The following is an 18,963-nucleotide window of genomic DNA, read 5'->3' on the forward strand; positions in this document are numbered from 1 at the left end:
GGCTGTGGCGAATTGGCGAGAGGAGTGGATACGCTGGGTGTAGTCGTAAATAATGACTTTGGTAAGCAGCTTGGGGTGGTAGCTGTCTCGTCCGCCGCCAGGATATGCGGAAGCAAAGATCTTGTCGTCCAGACGATTRACCGCCTCGTTGACGACACGGACAAGGTGATGAGGAGGGATGTCTTCCTCGAGGTCCATTGGCAGGCAAAGTTGGTCCATGGTATAATGAATGTACAAAGAAACCGTTCCTTTCGTAAGTGGTTGGGTGGTACCTCCATTTTACCAAAGAACGGTTTCTTTGCGTTTTGAAGTTATGCATTTTCTTAAAAAAGCGATACAAAAAAGAGGGCATGTGTCTCCTGGAGGAGCAGCGGAGCGTTTGCTTTTGCCGACGTGAAATCCCCTTGTAACGGAGTTACTAAATCCTATTTCACGGCGGCACCAGCAACCGGAAGGAGACACATCCCTCCAAATACTAAATATCGCTAACTCAAAGACAGGGGCTGTCCCTAAGTTGGACTTTTGGGACAGCCCCTTTCCTTAGGAGGAGATCATCCATGATCCATATCGAAACTCCGAGACTTCTGCTGCGCGACTGGACGGACGCTGATCTGTCGCCCTTCCGCCGGATGAATGCCGATGAGCAAGTGATGCGCTTTTTTCCCAACGCGCTTTCTTTCTCGCAGACGGATACCTTCTATCGATCGATCCGTGACGAATTCGACGAATGCGGCTATGGGCTTTATGCCGCGGAATCGAAGGAGAGCCGGGAATTCATCGGATTCATCGGCTTCCATCGCGCTTCGTTCGAAGCCGACTTCACCCCGTGCATCGAGATCGGCTGGCGGCTGAAGCACGAAGCTTGGGGCCGGGGCTACGCTACGGAAGGGGCGGAAGCCTGCCTCCGCCATGGATTGGGCGAGCTTGCGTTTCCCGAGGTGTACAGCTTCACGGCCGAGATCAACAAGCCCTCCAGCCGCGTGATGGAGAAGATCGGAATGGCCTTCGTCAAGACGTTCGACCACCCTCGAGTCGAGCCGGACAGCCCGCTTCGGAAGCATGTCTTATACCGCAAAGCTTCACTTTAACGGCAGATTGCGGCTGGCCAGGAACTCTCTCCAATGAAGCCGGCTGGGGTTGGCCAGACGCTGCCCCATCTGCTCCGTCCACCTCTCATGTCTCTTGCCTCCGGTTCTCTCGCGGTAATAAGAGGAGACGACTTCGTTGTACTTCTCCAATTGGTCCGCGATCTCTTGCTCGGGCGGATACTCCTCTTCCGAATAGACCGCCTCCAGCGGCAGCCTCGGCTTCGTGGCGGACGGGCTTGCCGGATGACCGACCGTCATGCCGAACAAAGGAGCGACCCGCTCGGGCGTCTTCAGGAGCTCGGCTACTTCCTTCGGATGATTCCGCAGCCCTCCGATATAGCAAATGCCCAGTCCCAGGGACTCGGCGGCAATCGCCGCATTCTGCGACGCGAGAGTTGCATCGATTACGCCTACCGTATACTGCTCCGTCGATTCCAGAGAAGCCCTTGTCCGCTCCGGACCGATGCCTTCCAATTCCGCGCAGCGTTCAAGCCGATGAAGGTCCAGACAGAAAATGAGCAATATCGGGCATTGCTCCACATGCTTCTGATGGCCGACGAGTTCAGCCAGCCGAGCCTTTCTAACGGGATCCTTCACCCCGATGATCGAATAGGCTTGCACGAAGCTGGAGGTGCTGGCGGATTGGGCGCTGGCGATAATGGCTCGCAAGTGCTCGTCGGAGACAGGCTTATCCAGGTAAGAGCGAATGGAACGGTGGTCCAGCAGTCTTTCGATTACGGTGTTCATGTACATTCCCTCTTTCTTAAAAAAGCCGCTCTCCGCTAGGTTGCGGGAGCGTCGCGTTCTTCGCGCGTTTGCGATCGTTCTAACGCTACCATACGAGTTTGGCGATGTCCAATCTCCTCCTATAGTCTGTCGCCTCTCCGATTATCCGATCCTTTCGCCCCCCTCTCCCCTCATTCGAACGAAAAACGGCAGTCCTGTCGGGATGGATTCCATCCCGGCAGAAACTGCCGTTTGCGTTGCGGAGTCTTGCGCCTTCGGAACGGATCGATCTAGCCGCCCTCGCTCAATGGCCGCCTCGAACGTTCTTTAGGGCATCCGCGATCATATCGGTATAGAACTCGGCACCCGTCTTGGTCAGATGCACGCCGTCTTTCCCGAAGAAGGCGCTATGGCCCGCGCTGGCGCGGTACCAGTCGATCACGCTGACATTGTCGTAATCGGCCGCGACGTCTTTCAGCGTCTTGTTGACCGTATCCTGCCATTGACGCGGAACCCGCGTATTGATGAGCAGGATTGTTCTCTTCGAGCCGATCTCATCCAGAAGCTGCGTCAGCTTCTTCTCCGTGAAGGAGCCGTTCGTCCCCAGCTCCAGAATGACGACATCTCCGAGATCGCCCGCATCCTCGTGAGCGGCGACCGTTTCCATCGCTTTATTCATCTGGCGGCCCACCTTGCCGTCCACGAGAATTCCCGGAAGCCTCTTCTCCAGGTACGGCTGGACGCCGAGAATGACCGAATCTCCGATAACCGTCACGCCTTTGCCGTCACCGGTCTCTTGAACCGATTCGGAAGAAGGCTTCTCCCCGCTGTTCCCGGTCCCTTTGCTTCCGCCGTTCTCGCCGTGCGTGCCGTTCGATCCGTTCGTCGATGGGACCTTCGTGCCGACCGTTTTGTCTCCGTTCGAAGACGGGGACGTCGAGGACGGATTCTTCTCGCCCGCCAGGATGACATCCGAATCGGAGTCGGAGGCGTTTGGCGATTCAGAAGACTCTTGACCGGTCGCCGGACCCGATTGATGAATGTCTTTGCCTTTATCCGACTGGCCGGGAGATGGCTCCGCCGCATTCGTGATTCTTCCGGAGGCAGCCTCTCCTCCCCCGCCGCAGGAGATGCACAGAACGAAGACAAGCGAGACCGCTGCCATGGAGAACAACCTCGGCCGAACGGCTCTCCTCGAGGCTCCGTTGCCCCTGAAGATAGCTGCGACGCTCCGGCCTAGTCTTCCAAGGCCTCCGTTTAGGATAGGCTTCTCCACGAACCTCCAAGACAATGCCGCCAAGACCAGCGTCAGCGCAATCTGAAGAGCGACGGTTGCCGGAGAGGTCGGTTCCGCTTGATTGGAGGGGCTCGTCAGCACGATGACGGGATAATGCCATAGATAGATGCCGTAGGAACGAATCCCTATCCAACGAAGCGGCTTGATCGACAGCGCTTGCCCCAGCCGGCTGGACGGATGCGCGATGACGGCGATCACCGCCGCGGATGCGAGCGACAGAAGCACCAGTCCCCCGCGGTAAGCGAACGGGCTGTATTCGTCCGTATAGATCGCCATAAAGACGATCAGCGTCAGCGCCGCGCTGCCGGCGGCATCCATCAGGAAGCGCAGCTTGGAGGAGCTTATCGGATTCATCCGGGCGCTAGGCAGGATAACCGCCAACGCGGCGCCGATAAGCAATCCGAAAGCCCGCGTATCGGTTCCGTAATACACCCGGCTCGGATCGGTCCCGGGTACGTAGATCATCGCCATGGCGATGGCCGAGGCGGCCGCGCCGCCGCAAATCAGAAGCGCCAAGTAGCCGCGCTTCGGAGCGACGATCAAGCCGAGCGCCATCAGAAGCGGCCATAGAACGTAGAACTGCTCCTCCACCGCAAGCGACCAGAAGTGGCCGAACGGAGACGGAGGACCGAAACTATCGAAATAAGAAACATTATGAAAAATCAGCCACCAATTATTGACGTAAGCGAGAGACGCAACGATGTCTCCTCCTAAGGAACGGAGCCGCTCGGGATCCGTCGCCGCCAGCCATGCGGCAACCGTCGCGATTAGCAGAAGGACGGCGGGCAGCAGCCTTCTGGCTCTTCTCAGCCAGAAGCCTTTCAGATCGAGCGTCCGCTCTTTCTGCCATTTGGCGACCAATTGGTCTGTAATCAAGTAACCGGATAGGACGAAGAACACTCCGACACCGAGGAACCCCCCGGGCAGGACGTTCATGGGCAGATGATAGACGATAACGGCCAATACCGACAGCGCCCTAAGGCCGTCTAGGCCCGTCATATAACGTTTCTTGCTCGAATGCTCAGGCATGGCAGCGGACTCCTCCACTCGTCAAGAATGGCAAGTCATGTTGTCTTCCGTTGTTCGTAAAGCCGTGTGATGCAAGCATGAGATTAATGCTGAATGCGGCAGGTGCGCCGTAAGTAACTTCGTTCTCTCTATGTTTCATTTTCCCGTTCTACCTTTCATTCCTCGTGTTAAAAAGACTAGCCTTCGGACATCGTCCGTAATGCCTTGCGCTCATGCTTGATTCTCATTTAATTAATGCCGTTAAATATAGTCCGCTGTTAAGCCTTCTAGCTGCTTATTTTAAGGCAAACGTCCTCCCTTCGGGGCACTTTGCAGTAGAGATGGGCGCCCTGTTTTTTCTTATGCCAATTAGACGAAAAGAACCACTTCAGGGTTCAAAGAAATTTCGTATTTTCCGTCGAAAATATAGAAAAAAATAAGACCGTTTTCGCGGTCTTACTCAGTTGGTCGATATGGGGAATCGAACGGTTCATCTTCGGTTGTCTAATCGAGCCTAATCTCGTCGTTGGTCTCGATAAAACCGGGCTTCACGACCGAAGCGTACACGCCGAACGTCAAGCTAAGCTCCCGGTTCACGACTTTAAGAAGCGACGGATCCCGTTCTTGGGTGTCCGGGTCCAAGGTGATCAACGCGCAGCGTTCGCATCCCTTGTCGATCCGAAGCGTCACGCTGCCGATGGACAGCTCCTTCCCGATCCACTCCCCTTCGTCCGGCGCTTCCCTGTCGAGACGCACCAGCAGATTCGCCCGGAAGCGGCGCGGGTTGAGCGGCTTGCCCCAGAGCTCCTCGAGCTTGCGAATCGATCGATCCGTCACGATCAGAATCGGGCTGTCGTCGACGCCCTTCAACTCTTCGCGCGGCTTTGAATAATTCCTCATGCTGAGCTTCGTCGAGGTCAGCCCCTGCACGTCCTGCAGCAGTTCTTCGTTCCAGCGGAGCTTTCGTCCGTCCGGCGCCGTAATCGCCACTTCGGGGACCGCGCCTTCTTCCACCGCCGCAAGCAGTTCCGCCCGGTAAGCCAGCATGGCGGGAATCCCTCTTGCGGTAACGAAGCTGTTCCATCCCGTCTTCGTCTCGTCGACGAAGGCATGCCACCGGTCACCCTCCACGCCGTACGGCTCGATACGGACCTTATCGATCAGACGCTCTCCCCCGAACGACTTGACCGGATACCGGTGCATCTCCATCACGCTTCCAATGATCATCCAATACCCTCCAACCGCGGTATCCATTCCAAGTCCTTCCGCTATCGTCAGATTACCCTCTCCCGGCTTGACCGTCAATGGAGGATGTAACGCTAGATCCAGAGCCATATAAAACGAATGTTCGATTGACGTATTCGCTCGAATCCCTCTGCCTTCATGAACTCGGCCTTCTCAGCCTCATCCGGTGACCCGTTATTGAATTTTGTTCAATAACTCGGCATCCTTTGGCAAACAAAATAGACGACGCCGAAGAAGCTCCGAAGCTCCTCCAACGTCGTCTTCCTTCTTATAAGATATAAGCCAGCAGCAGTCTCGCCGTGTTCAAGACCGCGTCCCTGTGCGTCCGCTCCATTCCGTGCGAGGCATGGACGCCGGGGCCGATGAGTGCCGCCCGGATATTGCTGCCGCCGCGGAGCGCCGCCGAAGCGTCGGAACCGTAATGCGGGTAGATGTCGACGGCGTGCGGAAGCTGCTCCCGCTTCGCGAGCTCGATCAGCTTCGAGGTCATCTCGTAATCGTACGGGCCGGAAGAATCCTTGGCGCAGATCGAGACGTCTTTCTCGGTAGCGGACAGATCGTCTCCGAGCGCGCCCATGTCGACCGCGATCATCTCCGTTACGTCCGGCGGGATGTAGGAGGCTCCGTGCCCCACTTCTTCATAAGTGGAGAAGATGAGCTTCAGCGTCCGTTCCGGCGTGCGTCCTTCCCGCTTCAGCCACTCCAGCACGCCGAACAGCGCGGCGACGCTCGCCTTATCGTCCAGATGCCGGGACTTGATCCAGCCGTTCGGCAGGATCTTGGCGCGAGGATCCCACGAGACGATGTCGCCGACCGCGATGCCAAGCTTCTCGGTATCCGCCTTGCCGGCAACGTCCTCGTCGATGCGAATCTCCATGTTCGCTTCCTCGCGCTTCCACTCTCTCGCGTCCGAATAGACGTGCACCGAAGGTTTCGTCGAGAGGACAGTGCCTTCGTACGTGCGGCCGTCGCGAGTATGGATCGTGCAGTATTCTCCTTCGATCGTCTGCATCGCGTAGCCGCCCAGCGGCGTAATGCGCAGCATGCCGTTCGCCTTGATCGAGCGGACCATCGCCCCAAGCGTGTCCACGTGGGCGGTTAAAGCGAGCGTTCCTTCCTCCGCCGACGCACCGGGAATCGTAACGATGCCGTTGCCCTTCGGCGTGCGCTCCACCTCGTAACCGAGCTTGGCCGCTTCCTCTTCCAGCAGCTTCATGATGTGCATGCAATAGCCGCTTGGGCTCGGAGTGGTCAGGAGCTTCATCAGAATCTCCTCCACGTATGGTGCGTTAACTTGGAAACCGTTCGGCACCGTTTGCGTCATTTTGTTCAACATCCTTTCTTAATCATGGAATCGATGCGAAGTTCGATAGGCGATCATGCCGACGATCTCGCCCGCTCCAGCCTGCCTGAACTCACCTTAAACGCCGAATAGCCGATCAGATCGGCTATCCCGCAAAACCAACTATTCAATCGAAGTCCTTATGATGCCATTCGTCTTCCGGAAGGCCCAGATCCTCGCCGGAGAAGCGCTGCTCCTTGAACGGGTCGGCGTAATTGTGGAAGCCGTTGCGCTCCCAGAACCCCGGCCGATCCTCCTTCATGAACTCGAACCCGCGAATCCACTTGGCGCTTTTCCAGAAGTAGAGATGGGGAACGAGCAGGCGAAGCGGCCAGCCGTGCTTGTCCGTCAGCGGCTCTCCATTATATTGATAGGCCAGCAGGATATCGTCGCCCAGCAGATCCTCGATCGGCAGGTTCGTCTCGTAATCGTTGTCCGCGTGCACCATCACGTACTTGGCTTCCGGCTTCACCTTCAGCTGCTTAAGCACATCGCGGAAAAGCACGCCCTCCCAAGAGGTGCCGAACTTCGACCAGCGAGTCACGCAGTGAATGTCGGTCTCGATTCGCGTCTTGGGCAGCGCCATCAGCTGATCGTATGTAAACGTGACTTCTTCCTCAACCTCGCCGAATACCCGCAACGTCCACTCGTCCATGTCGTAGCGAGGAACCTCGCCTTCGTGCAGAATCGGGAAACGGTCGGTCAGCGTCTGTCCCGGCGGAAGCCGATCCCCCCACTCTCCGCCCGTCTGCGGCGCCTTGCTCTTTTTGAGCCGTTCCGCTTTCGTCAGCATAGTGCTTCATTCCTTTCCTTGCAGATCTCGTTGAGCGTGCCTCATCGAAGGATTCCCGAATGTCCAAATTATAGCGACCGCCGAACGAAGCTGTCAAACGACCGTCCGCTCCGCAGGCCTTGATGGATAAGCCTTCCGGATTGGAAGCAACCTACCAAATAACGATTCTGTTACGCGGAGGCATGTCAGGATGAGCTTGGTATCGATTCGCGGTTTGACCAAGATTTTCGGCCCGGAGCCGCTCAAGGCTCTCGACCTTCTAACCAAGGGTTGGGGCAAAAAAAAGATCTACGAGGAAACGAAACATACGGTTGGCGTCAACCGCGTCAGCTTCGATATCGAAGAAGGGGAAATTTTCGTCATCATGGGGCTGTCGGGCAGCGGCAAATCCACGTTGATCCGCCTGCTCAACCGCTTGATCGAGCCGACGGACGGAGAGATTCTCTATCAGGATCAGAATATCGTCAAAATGAATGCTACCGAGTTGAGGGAGTTCCGGTGGAGACGGATGGCGATGGTATTCCAGAAGTTCGCGCTTTTCCCTCATCGGACGATTCTGCGGAACGTGGAGTACGGCCTAGAGGTTCGCGGGGTATCGGCGAAGGAGCGCCGGGAGAAAGCCCTCTCCTCTCTCGCGTTGGTAGGTCTCGGAGGCTGGGAGAACAGCTATCCCGACCAGCTCAGCGGCGGCATGCAGCAGCGGGTCGGGCTCGCTCGCGCGCTCGCCAATGAGCCGGACATCCTGCTGATGGACGAAGCGTTCAGCGCGCTCGATCCGCTTATCCGCAAGGATATGCAGGACGAGCTGCTGGAGCTTCAGGAGAAAATGCGGAAGACGATTATTTTCATCACCCATGACCTGAACGAGGCGCTGCGGATCGGGGACAAAATCGCGCTGCTCCGCGACGGCTCGATCGTGCAGATCGGCACGCCGGAAGAGATCCTGATCAACCCGGCCAACCGGTACGTCGAGAAGTTCGTCGAGGACGTCGATCTGTCGAAGGTATTGACCGCTTCGCACGTCATGCGGCGCCCGGAGACGATTGCTCCCGATCGCGGTCCACGCGTCGCCCTGCAGTTGATGCGCGACAGCGGCATCTCCAACCTGTACTTGGTGGACAAGGCCCGCCGCTTGATCGGAGCGATCTCCGCGGAGGACGCGTCCGCGGCGATCAAAGACCATCGAACGCTGCTCGATATCGCCTTCAAAGAAGTGCCGACCGTACGGCCGGACGTTCGGCTGAACGAGCTGTTCGATCTGGTGAGCGAGACTCGGATTCCCGTCGCCGTCACGGACGAATCGAACCGGCTGCTCGGCATTATCGTACGCGGGGCCGTGCTGGCCGCGCTGACCGGCAACGCCGAGCACATCAACGTGGAAGGGGATTCCGATGAATAAGCTGCCGCTGGACGAGTGGGTCGAGAGCGTCGTCGATTGGCTGGGCTCGAACCTCGGCTTTCTTTTTAACCTGTTGTCTTCCGTCATTAACGGGATCGTATATGCCTTCTCGGCTCTGTTCCATCTGCTTCCGCCGTGGCTGATCCTTATTCTAGTCGTTGCGCTCGCCTACCGTTTAGGACGCTGGAGGCTTAGCCTCTTCTCCGCCATCGGACTGCTGCTCATCTGGAATCTCGGCTATTGGGACGCCACGATGGACACTTCGGCGCTCGTGCTGACCGCTTCGCTCGTCTCCATCGTGCTCGGAGTACCGCTTGGCATCTCCTCCGCCCGCAACCGGACCGTGCGCAGCATTCTGACGCCCTTGCTCGACTTCATGCAGACGATGCCCGCCTTCGTCTATCTCATCCCCGCCGTTACGTTCTTCGGACTTGGCGTCGTTCCCGGGGTCATCGCTTCCGTGATTTTCGCGATTCCGCCGACGATCCGGCTGACGCATCTCGGCATTCAGCAGGTGCCGGGAGATCTGATCGAAGCGGCCGACTCCTTCGGCTCGACTCCGACCCAGAAGCTGATGCAGGTGCAGCTGCCGCTCGCCTTGCCGAATATGATGGCGGGCATCAACCAGACGATCATGCTGAGCTTGTCGATGGTCGTCATCGCCTCGATGATCGGAGCGCAAGGCATCGGCGCCGACGTCTACCGGGCGGTCACGCAGCTCAACACGGGCCAAGGGTTCGAGGCCGGGCTTGCCGTCGTCATCCTGGCCATTCTGCTGGACCGGCTGTCCCAGAAGCTCATCTCGGGCAAGCGGCGCAGCCAAGCCGGGATGCTGAGGAGCGCGCTTTGGACCGGCGTCGCGCTGATCGTCGCGTTGATCGCCGCCAGCCTATACGAGAACATGCGCGGGGAATCCGGCGGCGAGAACGAAGTCGGCAAGCTGGTGAACTACCAGATCGTCGGGATCGATCCCGGCTCCGGCCTGATGAAGGCGACCGCCCAAGCGATCAAGGACTACGGGTTGGACAATTGGAAGCTCGTGGAAGGCTCCGGAACGGCGATGACCGCCGCATTGGACCGGGCTTACAGCAAGAAAGAGCCGATCATCGTCACGGGCTGGACTCCGCATTGGATGTTCATCAAGTATAACCTGAAGTACCTCGATGATCCGAAGGGCTCCTACGGGGGCAGCGAAGAGATTCACACGATCGTTCGCCAAGGCTTGGAGAGCGCCGCCCCTTCCGCGTACAAGTTCCTTGACCGGTTCCATTGGCAGCCGTCGGACATGGAAGAAGTGATGAATTCCATCAGCGACGGCACGTCTCCCGAGGACGCCGCCGCCGCTTGGGTGAGCAAGCACGGCGACCTCGTGGCCGAATGGACCGAGGGCATCCCGAAGGCGAACGGACAGAAGCTCAAGCTGGCTTATGTCGCCTGGGATTCCGAGATCGCCAGCACGAACGTCGTTCGGGAAGTGCTCGAGTCGAAGCTCGGCTACAAGCCGGAGATGCTTCAGGTCGAGATCGGGCCGATGTGGGTCGGCATCGCGAACGGCGACGCCGATGCGATGGTCGCCGCATGGCTGCCGACGACGTCGAAGGATTATTACGACAAGTACAAGGATCAAGTCGTCGATCTCGGCCCGAACCTCGAAGGCACAAAGCTGGGCCTGGTCGTTCCGTCTTATATGGACGTGGCTTCTATCGAGGAATTGCAGTAGCGGCTGCACTCTAGGAAAAGAATGATTAGGGGACGAGCAGACCGGCAACCGCGGCACGGGCTGTCTCTTCCTCCCCTGCGTTCGCGAGACGCCATCGCTCGGCTTTGTCTCCGGGCCGAACGCGCACGACGAGCGCGTCTCCCGGTTCCAGGCGGATCAGCTTCGCGGTTGCATCTCCAGCGTCTTCGGTTGCGATTGTTATTGTGCCCTCTACGGCATACACGAGATAGAATCGGTTCTGAGTTGTGTTCTCGAGAGCGGCGATAATAAGAAGCTCATCCGTTTGTCCTGAAGGCAGCGCAAGAAGTCTCAGTTCGGCTCGATATCCGTCCGCATAGATCAGGTTAAAGTCCGTCGCCAGCCCTCGGCTTCTCGTCTCCCGCTCTCCTGCAAAATCGCAGTTGTCTCCCGGCCGAAGCCGGACGGAGCCTCTTCCCTCCAGTATGAGTTCAAGCTCGCCGTCCAGCAGCATTAATGTGCGGTTGTAGCCGGGCAGCGGAGTGAAGACTGACTCAGCCGTCTCGATTGTCGCCACGCTCGCCCTCCATTCGAAGGTCCGCTCGGCATATAGGGAGCCGGGCGGATAAATGGCCAGCTCCTCCGTCGTTCCTCCCGTCCAGCGGCTGGTCGTAAACGCCTCTCTCCGAACGATCTCTTTCACGAGCTTGCTCATTCTTCTCCCCCCTTCTCATGCCAATACCGGGTAGTCGTCGCCTTCGCCTCAAAACCGTGCTTCGCATAGATCGCTCTCTCCACCGAATGGTCGGTCCATTCGTCGTCCAAAATCCAGACCAGCTTTTTCCCATTTAACATGTTTGTCGAACCTCCTCAATTAGCCGATTAGAGAACTCCCTTGGAAGACGGGATCTCTGTGCGTCCAGGCTCAACGGCAGACGCTTCGTTCAGCGCCCGGCCAAGCGCCTTGAACACCGCTTCGATCATGTGGTGCGTGTTCCGGCCGTAGTGGACGATCGCGTGCAGCGCCATCCGGCTCTCGAGCGCCAGCTTCCAGAGGAACTCGTGCACCAGCTCTGTCTGGAATCGCCCCGTCTCCTTGGAGGGGTACTCGGCGCGGTACTCCAGATGAGGCCGGTTGCTGAGGTCGACGACCACCTGCGCAAGCGCCTCGTCCAGCGGAACGAAGGCGTTGCCGTAGCGGCGGATGCCCCTCTTGTCGCCGAGCGCCTCGCGGATGCATTGACCCAGCACAATCGCGATGTCCTCCACCGTGTGGTGGTCGTCCACGTCCAAATCTCCTTGTGCCTGAACCTGCAGGTCGAAACGCCCGTGCACGGCGAACGCATGAAGCATGTGCTCCAGGAACGGCACGCCGGTGCTCAGCTCGCACTTGCCTTCTCCATCCAGATCGAGCGTCACGCTCACTTCGGTCTCTCCCGTTTTTCTTGATATTGTCGCGCTTCTCGTGCCGGTGTCGTTCATGGGCAGCTCTCCTTTGAGATGATGGGGATGCAAAATCAAAATCAAAATCAATATGAAAATCAAAACAAAAAAAGAAAGCCTCAACGGACCCGCCGGTTCGCGGGTTGGTTCCGAATAAGCTTTCTTCTAGAAAACGATAGGCTAAATGAGCTTCTAGGGTTTATTTGGTTTGCGAGATTTGGGGGACCTGCGCGGGCTGTATCCCTGTATGGGCTGTAACCCTTATTGGGTTGCAGCTTCCGGGATCTCACTCAGCGCGACTGGAATCGGGTTACGTCAGCCGTTAGAGGTCATGTAGCGGTACGCCCAGAGCGCGTACGCTCGCGAGGCCTCTACGACTTCCCGAATCGGAACGAATTCGTTCGGGGCGTGCGCGACATCCAGCGAGCCCGGTCCGAACAGTACGGACGGGATACCCGCCGACGCCAGCAGCTCGACCTCTGCGTAGCCGTTGAAGCCCGTGAACTGCGGCGGACGATGATCATAGAGGTCTTCGAGCGCATTTGCCAGGCTCGTTACGATCGGCGCATCGTCGGCGACAGTCCAGTTGGCGAAGCGCTGGCGAAGCGTCAGCTCGACCTCGATTCCCGTCTCGCGGGAGAACGCATTCGTCAGCTCGCGGATCTCCCGCTCGGCTTCATCCATCGACTCGCCGGGGAGTACCTGCCGGTCGAATTCGAGCTCGCAACGGTCGGGCACTAGCGTGACTCCGACGCCGCCGGTAAGCTTGCCCGCGTTGACGGTCGGGTGCTTCAGCTCGGGCTCGTCCATGCGCTTGGCAAGCGAATCGTTGTACACGCGCAGCTTCTCCAAGTATCGCCCCATCTTATAGATGGCGTTGTCCCCGGCGAACGCGATGCCCGTATGGGCGCTTCTCCCGAATGTGCGGGCGGAGAATTCGAGCGCACCCTTCAGCCGGTTGCCGATTCGCAGGCTTGTCGGCTCGGATACGCACGCCATCTCGCAATCGGCCAGCAGGCCGCTCTCGATAAGCGCCGTCGTACCCTTAAAGCCGACCTCCTCATCGACGACGGCCGTGAACAACAGACCTCGCTCAAAGTCGGCTCCGCAGCGATGCAGCGCTTGAACGGCGATTAGCATCGCCGCGACCCCAGCCTTCATGTCCGCCGAGCCAAGGCCGTATAAGTTGCCGTCTCGAAGATCGGCTCCCCACGGGTCGCTGCGCCAGAGCGCCTGATCGCCAGCCGGTACGGTGTCCATATGGCCGTTGAACAGCAGCTTCGCCTTCCGGCGGCCGGGCAGCTCGGCGATCACATTCGCGCGGCGCTCTTCGACCGGCTGCAGGCGTGTCGGAATGCCTGCAGCCTCCAGTTCCTCGGCGACGACGGCCGCGACCGCGCTTTCGTCGCCCGTCGGATTCTCGCTGTTCGCGCGGACAAGCCGTTGCAGCAGCCGTACAAGCTCGGCTTCGTCGATCGAGTCCAATAAGCGGCGTTCTTGCTCACAAGTCGTCATGCCTTTCCTCCTTGCCGCGATTCGGAAGTTTTGAATCTCTCTTTCTTCTATAAGCTATATTCGCTGCCAGAGCGATCAGAAAAGAGACCGCCAGCGACGCCAGCATGGCCGCGAGGAAGCCGAGTGCGTCATTGCTGAACAGCAGTGCGAGATAGAATGGCACATAAGCGGTCGACCGGAGGTCCAGCCCGCCGATGACGGCCCCGGCAAAGCCTGACGCGAGGATCGCTCCGAGCGAGACCATTCGACTGCGCTGCATGAACACATACGAGGCTTCGATAAACGTTCCGAAGCCGACGTTCAGCCAGAACGGCTTGCTCGACGTGTTTCGATCGGCGGGATAGACCGGAAGCGCGAGCTGCGCCAGCAAAATGCCGGCTGACGTCATGACAAGCCCGGCCATGTCGAGGGCGCCGATGAAGCTGTTGCCGTAGCGCTCCATCTCAAGCAGCATCAGTGGCAGCAAGACGGTGTGGTACCAGCCTCTGCGTATAAGCGGCCACATCGCCAGACCGAAACCGCAGCCGACGAGCTCGGAACTTAGCCCGACCGTCCATTCCAACGCATCTCGAACAGCGTCGGCCGCCCGCATGGTCCATTCGCCGAGACCGTAGAACATGACTAGTCCCGGCAATACGCCGGATAGGACGGCCGTCGCGATATGGACCGACGTAGCCGGGAAGCCTAGCCGGGCGCCAAGCTGGAATACGCGCGGCGTCAGCCAGCCGGCGGCCAAACCGGCTAGCACAACGCCTACGACGCCTCCATCCGCGGAGAGAAATCCGGCGGCGATTCCCGCGATCAGCGTCGCCTCGCCAAGATCCGCCATCTGGCGGGCCGCGAAGACGGCGAGCACGATCAGCGGCAAATACGACAGCATGGCGGATGCCTTGTCCAATCCGGACAGGAACGGGAGATTGGAGAGCGAGAACAGCAGCAGAACGGCCATGAACGCGGGAATCGACGACGTCATGACGCCGCTGATTCTCGCTTCGCGCCAGCTTTTCGAGCCGGCCATCCGGTACGACAGCTTCCAATAACGGCTGAGCGCAAGCGCGAACGCGACGGCTCGCGTCTGGTTGGTCGTGCCCGTCGTGCCGGACAGGGAGACGACGTTCGCGCCGAGCGATTTAACCTCTCCCATCGATGTTCCTCCGGTTCCGACGACCGGCAGCCCTCGCTTCGCCGCCGCCGCGACAGCCAGCCGATTCGCGCCGTGCGGATCGCAGCTCAGCAGGATCAGTCCATCGATCCTCCCTTCCTCGATCAACAGCGCGATCGCTTCATCCGAGCGGGCCGCCTCGCGGTTGATCTCCTCGAGGCTCCCTTCCGCTCCTCTTAAGAACGAGTGGGAGCTCTCGTTCCACTCATACAATTCAGCGGCGACGGAAGCCGCCCTCTGATCCATCGAGCCTTGCGCCGCCACGAACTGTGCCGCAGCCACCTCGATACCGGCCCCCCGGCACTCCGAAGCGATCTCGGCGAGCAGCCGCTTGGGATCGCCGCCTCCCGAATGGAAGAGGTTGCCGCCGCTGGAGCCGAGGATCGCCGCCCTTTTTGTCCCGATCATGCTTCCTCCTCCTGTTCGCGAGTTCTCTTCAAGCCTGCGCCGCCGACTGGAACCACAGGCCGCGAAGCTTCTCCAGCCGCTCGAGAGCCGAATCATTCGCATTGATCCATACTCGCTTGTCCGACCCGTTCAGCAGGCGGTCCATCCCTTCCCGCCAGAGAATTGGAGATCGTTTGTAGAAGGCTTCCGTATCGAAGGCGATATGGCTCGTCAATGTCACGTTAGCCAGCGCAAGCAGCGGGTTGTCCGCGCCGAGCGGCTCGCGATCGAACACATCGAGCGCCGCCCCCGCGAGACGGCCTTCCTTCAACGCGGCGGCAAGCGCGTCCATATCGATCAACCCCGCTCGCGCCGTGTTGATCAGATACGCGTCCGGTTTCATCAGAGCAAGCTCGGCCGCGCCAATAAGCTGAGGCTGACCCGCCGAATGTCGGGAATGAAGCGTCAAGATATCGCTCTCGGCGAGCAGCGTCTCCAAGTCCGTTTTCTCAGCTCCGCCGCGAATGACGGCCTCCTCGGAGACAAACGGATCATACGCGATGACTCGGCAGCCAAAGCCGCTCAGCTTCCGCGCGACGAGACGTCCGATCTCGCCGAAGCCGGCGATGCCGACCGTCAGCTCGCGCAGCTCCGGAATGCGGCCGGTGTTCGGGAACTCCTTCGGCCACTCCCCGGCCCGGATGCCCGCATGGCAGCGGGCGATGTTGCGCGTCTCCGCCAGCATCAGGCCGACCGCGAAGTCGGACACCGCTTCGGACGTGCGACCGAGCGTGTGCATCACCGGAATGCCGATCTCTCGCGCCGCGGCGGCGTCGACGTTCTCGTAGCCGCCTCTAAGCACGCCTACCGCGAGCAGTTGAGGAAGGCGCGCGAGCAAGTCGGCCCTGACGGGGCAGTTATGGACAACGAGCAGGTCCGCGTCCTGAAGCAGCGCCTCCAGACCGTCCGGAATCGGCAGCGCGTCCGGCCCCTCTCTCTCGATGAGAAGCAGCTCCTCGTCAAGCTCATGCAACGTCGGCGGTCCGTAAAAATAAGGCGTCACTTCCCATCCCCCGCGAACGAACGATAGGAAGCTGTCCGCCAGCACTTCGGGTGCGAGCAGCGCGTCTCCAGCCACGACCATTTTCGGTTTTGTTTTCATCTCGATTCCCTGCCTCTCCTGGCAACGTTATGTCGATCGCCTGACGGAGGCTTCCGCATCCGTCCATGCGCGGTATCGGGCGTACATTCGGTCGTACACATCGCGGAATTCCGACCTAGGCTTAACAATCTGCGCTTCCGACGTCCAAGAGCGTACCCCTTCCTCCGGACTGGAAAAGCGTCCAAGCGCGCTCGCCGCAAGCATCGCCGCGCCGAGCGGCGTCGCTTCCTGCGCCTCCGAGAGCGTCAGCGGACGCTGGACGATGTCGGCGAGCGCTTGCCGCCACACCTCCGACGAGGCTGGGCCTCCGGAGAAAATCAGCTTCTCGAAAGCGATGCCTAACTCCGCGAACGTCTCAAGAATGGTACGGACGCCGTACCCGGTGCTCTCCATGACTGCCCGCGCGAGATGGCCGGCCCCATGTCCGAGGCCTAGACCGGCGAACAGCCCCCTCGCTTCGGGGTCCCATCGTGGCGTTCCCGTTCCGCTAAGCCCTGGGAGGAACGTGAGTCCGTCCGCTCCCGGCGGCGTCGCCTGCGCAAGATCGCCAAGTTGAGCGAAGGACAACGGCGCTCCGCCCTCCGATAGGAGATCTCGGAGCCAGCTTAGCGCGCCTCCGGTCAAATAATGCGTGCCCATCATTAGCCAAGAGTTCGTTGCCGCGCCGATGTTCGTCATCATGCGGTTGTCCGTGATCGGCGAAGCTAGCGGCGTCATAAAGAACGTGCCGGTACCGAGGTTGATCACAGCCTCGCCCGGACGGACGGCCCCCATGCCGAGCAGCGCGCAGGGCTGATCCGACGCGGCAGCAATGACGGGAAGTCCTTCCGGCAAGCCGCTCATCTGCGCCGCTTCCGCCGTGACGGTACCGATCAAGGTTCCGGGAGGCACAATCTCGGGGAACAGCGCAGGATCGATGTCGAGATAGAGGAGCAACTCCAAAGCAGGCTCTCGGCAACGGATGTCCAAGTGGAAAAAGCAAGCGCTCGTCTCGTCGGAGACGAAACGGCCGCTTAGCTTATCTAGCAGGAAGGCGTCGACCGAAGCGACCTGACGAATACGAGAGAATGCGAGCGGATCGCGTTCGCGGAACCAGAGCAGCTTCGCAAGTCCCCAGCTGTCCGAAGGAGGAATACCTGTCATGCTCGTTATCCAGCCTGTGCCGAGCCCTTCCTTCTCGCAACGAAGGCTTAGCGCTTCGATAGATTCCGTGCAACGGGTATCCATCCACAGATATGCCGGAGCCGCAGGTTTCCCCGCTTCATCCAAGAAGACGCAAGAGATTTGCTGGCTTGTTACCGTTACGCCTCTCAGCGTATCGGCATTCGTCCGCTCCATCAGCTCTCGCGAAGTCTGGCACACCCCCTCCCACCACAGCCGGGAGTCAACCTCCGCCGCTCCCGGCTCCGGAACGTCAGCCGTGATGTCGACCTTGGCGCTCGCGAGGATGGTTCCGTCGCTCAAATCATATAGAAAGCTCTTCACCGCGCTCGTGCTGGCGTCTACGACAATGAGGTGTCCGTCAACGAGATGACCTTCCTCAGTGAACACTTTCTCTCCCCCGCGCATCAGCCGAACAGCTCCTTGGCGATCCGGTCCGTCTCCTCGAACGCATCAGCAATCTCGCTTGCCGTGAGCGCACGGCCGAGCTCATGAATCGACTCTCCCGGGTCGAGCGTCCTCCGACCGGCGACGAGCAGCTTGACGCGCAGCTCGGAAGGATCGCCGATAAGTCCGGTCTCGGCCAGCGATGCCGGAAGCCCGATCCGGCGGCAGAACCGCAGGTGCTTGGCGGCTTCAAACGGATTGCCGAGCAAAGTCGCCTGTACGGCCGTGCAGAAGCCGACCTTCTCGCCGTGCAGCAGATGGTGGCAATCGGGCAGCTCCGTCAGCCCGTCGTGCAAGGAGTGCGCGGCGGCGAGCCCGCCGCTCTCGAAGCCGATGCCGCTCAGCAGCGTATTGGCTTCGACGACCCGCTCGAACGCCTCCGAGCGGATTCCTCTTGCGGCATCGTCGTAGGCCTGCGCGCCGTCCTCGTCGAGGATACGTCCGCACAGCTCCGCGACGGCCGTTCCGAGGCGCGTCGGACTCGCGCCGAGAATCGTGCGCCCGCCGGCGCGCAAGTTGGCGAGAGCCTCCGGAGCCGTGGCGAGGGCGTCGCCCATTCCGGCGGCCAGATAACGCAGCGGCGCCTGCAGGATCAGCTCCGTGTCGACGAGCACGAGATCGGGGTTGCGCGGATGCGTCTCGAACTTCGCGACGCGCCCCTCCTCGTCGTAGATGACCGACAGCGCCGAGCAGGGCGCGTCGCTGGAAGCGATCGTCGGCACGATGACGATCGGCAGGCACAGCCGAAATGCGACCGACTTCGCCGCGTCCAGCAGCTTGCCGCCGCCGATGCCGACGACGACGTCCGCGCGGCTGATCTCGGCCTCGCGCTTCAGTCGCTCGATCTCCGCTTCCGAACATTCGCCGCCGAACTCGGCGAGCTTAGACCGCAGGCCGTCCGCTCGCCATTTTTCCACAATGCCGCCCAGCCTCTTCCAGCCTCCGGACGTTGCGATGACAAGCGCCTCCGCTGCCTCTCCGAATCCGGAGACGGCGTGCGGAAGCTCGCGGATCGTTCCCGGTCCCTGCCTATACTGCATCGGCATGATAATCGCCGTATGACTTCTATTCGCTAATGGATCGGCCATCTCGGATCTCCGCCTTTCTGCT

Annotated in this window: 17 protein-coding genes; 3 read left to right on the plus strand and 14 right to left on the minus strand. The window is 59.9% G+C overall.

Features of this window, described 5'->3' with window-relative positions; translation table 11 throughout:
* On the minus strand, positions 1–237 hold a 237-nt coding region (locus tag ELR57_RS28305; protein ID WP_148125552.1), incomplete at its 3' end, for a transposase.
* Positions 238–557: 320 nt separating this feature from the next.
* Here ELR57_RS28305 and ELR57_RS13955 point away from each other — a divergent pair.
* Entirely contained in the window at positions 558–1,088 is a 531-nt protein-coding gene (locus ELR57_RS13955; RefSeq protein ID WP_126959709.1) for a GNAT family N-acetyltransferase, read from the plus strand.
* On the opposite strand, the gene nfsA is transcribed toward ELR57_RS13955, so the two are convergent.
* From nfsA to ELR57_RS13980, 5 genes are all read right to left on the minus strand, one after another.
* On the minus strand, positions 1,080–1,835 hold the full coding sequence (gene nfsA, locus ELR57_RS13960) for an oxygen-insensitive NADPH nitroreductase (RefSeq protein ID WP_126959710.1): 756 nt from the start codon (positions 1,833–1,835) through the stop codon (positions 1,080–1,082). The genes ELR57_RS13955 and nfsA overlap by 9 nt on opposite strands.
* Before the next feature lie 283 nt (positions 1,836–2,118).
* Positions 2,119–4,140: an acyltransferase family protein gene (locus ELR57_RS13965; RefSeq protein ID WP_126959711.1), complete on the minus strand. Its 2,022-nt coding sequence runs from the start codon at positions 4,138–4,140 to the stop codon at positions 2,119–2,121.
* Between the two features lie 483 nt (positions 4,141–4,623).
* The gene (locus ELR57_RS13970; RefSeq protein WP_126959712.1) at positions 4,624–5,346 is read right to left on the minus strand and encodes an MOSC domain-containing protein; all 723 of its coding nucleotides are present in this window, start codon (positions 5,344–5,346) and stop codon (positions 4,624–4,626) included.
* Between the two features lie 286 nt (positions 5,347–5,632).
* Positions 5,633–6,688 (minus strand): M42 family metallopeptidase, encoded by a 1,056-nt coding sequence (locus ELR57_RS13975; RefSeq protein ID WP_126959713.1) that lies wholly within the window; start codon positions 6,686–6,688, stop codon positions 5,633–5,635.
* A 145-nt stretch (positions 6,689–6,833) separates the two neighbouring features.
* Entirely contained in the window at positions 6,834–7,499 is a 666-nt protein-coding gene (locus tag ELR57_RS13980; protein WP_126959714.1) for a sulfite oxidase-like oxidoreductase, read from the minus strand.
* A 190-nt stretch (positions 7,500–7,689) separates the two neighbouring features.
* Here ELR57_RS13980 and ELR57_RS13985 point away from each other — a divergent pair, with 190 nt between their 5' ends.
* Both ELR57_RS13985 and ELR57_RS13990 read left to right on the plus strand, forming a co-directional pair.
* Entirely contained in the window at positions 7,690–8,898 is a 1,209-nt protein-coding gene (locus ELR57_RS13985) for a quaternary amine ABC transporter ATP-binding protein (RefSeq protein WP_126959715.1), read from the plus strand.
* Positions 8,891–10,618 carry a glycine betaine ABC transporter substrate-binding protein gene (locus ELR57_RS13990; RefSeq protein ID WP_126959716.1) on the plus strand — a complete coding sequence of 576 codons (1,728 nt, stop codon included), beginning with the start codon at positions 8,891–8,893 and terminating at the stop codon, positions 10,616–10,618. Before ELR57_RS13985 ends, ELR57_RS13990 begins: the two co-directional genes overlap by 8 nt.
* A gap of 25 nt (positions 10,619–10,643) precedes the next feature.
* Here the strand turns inward: ELR57_RS13990 and ELR57_RS13995 are convergent, their stop codons facing one another.
* From ELR57_RS13995 to ELR57_RS14025, 8 genes are all read right to left on the minus strand, one after another.
* Positions 10,644–11,291 (minus strand): HutD/Ves family protein, encoded by a 648-nt coding sequence (locus ELR57_RS13995; protein WP_126959717.1) that lies wholly within the window; start codon positions 11,289–11,291, stop codon positions 10,644–10,646.
* A complete protein-coding gene (locus tag ELR57_RS27870) occupies positions 11,288–11,431 on the minus strand; it encodes a hypothetical protein (RefSeq protein WP_158630033.1) in 144 nt (47 codons plus the stop codon). Before ELR57_RS27870 ends, ELR57_RS13995 begins: the two co-directional genes overlap by 4 nt.
* 27 nt (positions 11,432–11,458) lie before the next feature.
* Entirely contained in the window at positions 11,459–12,058 is a 600-nt protein-coding gene (gene hisB, locus ELR57_RS14000; protein ID WP_126959718.1) for an imidazoleglycerol-phosphate dehydratase HisB, read from the minus strand.
* 276 nt (positions 12,059–12,334) lie between these two features.
* Positions 12,335–13,534: a M20 family metallopeptidase gene (locus ELR57_RS14005; RefSeq protein WP_126959719.1), complete on the minus strand. Its 1,200-nt coding sequence runs from the start codon at positions 13,532–13,534 to the stop codon at positions 12,335–12,337.
* Complete coding sequence (locus ELR57_RS14010; RefSeq protein ID WP_126959720.1) at positions 13,521–15,104, minus strand: PTS sugar transporter; 1,584 nt, start codon at positions 15,102–15,104, stop codon at positions 13,521–13,523. Before ELR57_RS14010 ends, ELR57_RS14005 begins: the two co-directional genes overlap by 14 nt.
* 28 nt (positions 15,105–15,132) lie before the next feature.
* Positions 15,133–16,245: a 2-hydroxyacid dehydrogenase gene (locus ELR57_RS14015; protein ID WP_126959721.1), complete on the minus strand. Its 1,113-nt coding sequence runs from the start codon at positions 16,243–16,245 to the stop codon at positions 15,133–15,135.
* Positions 16,246–16,272: 27 nt separating this feature from the next.
* On the minus strand, positions 16,273–17,796 hold the full coding sequence (locus tag ELR57_RS14020) for a xylulokinase (protein ID WP_158630034.1): 1,524 nt from the start codon (positions 17,794–17,796) through the stop codon (positions 16,273–16,275).
* Positions 17,797–17,813: 17 nt separating this feature from the next.
* Complete coding sequence (locus tag ELR57_RS14025) at positions 17,814–18,941, minus strand: glycerol dehydrogenase (RefSeq protein ID WP_126959723.1); 1,128 nt, start codon at positions 18,939–18,941, stop codon at positions 17,814–17,816.
* Positions 18,942–18,963 lie beyond the last annotated feature (22 nt).

Origin of the sequence: Cohnella sp. AR92 (assembly GCF_003990975.1) — a bacterium.
GTDB lineage: Bacteria > Bacillota > Bacilli > Paenibacillales > Paenibacillaceae > Cohnella.

Coding starts and splice junctions, on each gene's coding strand:
- ELR57_RS13955 (WP_126959709.1), top strand. CDS start 558: ATGATCCATATCGAAACTCCGAGACTTCTGCTGCGCGACTGGACGGAC.
- nfsA (WP_126959710.1), bottom strand. CDS start 1,835: ATGAACACCGTAATCGAAAGACTGCTGGACCACCGTTCCATTCGCTCT.
- ELR57_RS13965 (WP_126959711.1), bottom strand. CDS start 4,140: ATGCCTGAGCATTCGAGCAAGAAACGTTATATGACGGGCCTAGACGGC.
- ELR57_RS13970 (WP_126959712.1), bottom strand. CDS start 5,346: ATGATCATTGGAAGCGTGATGGAGATGCACCGGTATCCGGTCAAGTCG.
- ELR57_RS13975 (WP_126959713.1), bottom strand. CDS start 6,688: ATGACGCAAACGGTGCCGAACGGTTTCCAAGTTAACGCACCATACGTG.
- ELR57_RS13980 (WP_126959714.1), bottom strand. CDS start 7,499: ATGCTGACGAAAGCGGAACGGCTCAAAAAGAGCAAGGCGCCGCAGACG.
- ELR57_RS13985 (WP_126959715.1), top strand. CDS start 7,690: ATGAGCTTGGTATCGATTCGCGGTTTGACCAAGATTTTCGGCCCGGAG.
- ELR57_RS13990 (WP_126959716.1), top strand. CDS start 8,891: ATGAATAAGCTGCCGCTGGACGAGTGGGTCGAGAGCGTCGTCGATTGG.
- ELR57_RS13995 (WP_126959717.1), bottom strand. CDS start 11,291: ATGAGCAAGCTCGTGAAAGAGATCGTTCGGAGAGAGGCGTTTACGACC.
- ELR57_RS27870 (WP_158630033.1), bottom strand. CDS start 11,431: ATGTTAAATGGGAAAAAGCTGGTCTGGATTTTGGACGACGAATGGACC.
- hisB (WP_126959718.1), bottom strand. CDS start 12,058: ATGAACGACACCGGCACGAGAAGCGCGACAATATCAAGAAAAACGGGA.
- ELR57_RS14005 (WP_126959719.1), bottom strand. CDS start 13,534: ATGACGACTTGTGAGCAAGAACGCCGCTTATTGGACTCGATCGACGAA.
- ELR57_RS14010 (WP_126959720.1), bottom strand. CDS start 15,104: ATGATCGGGACAAAAAGGGCGGCGATCCTCGGCTCCAGCGGCGGCAAC.
- ELR57_RS14015 (WP_126959721.1), bottom strand. CDS start 16,245: ATGAAAACAAAACCGAAAATGGTCGTGGCTGGAGACGCGCTGCTCGCA.
- ELR57_RS14025 (WP_126959723.1), bottom strand. CDS start 18,941: ATGGCCGATCCATTAGCGAATAGAAGTCATACGGCGATTATCATGCCG.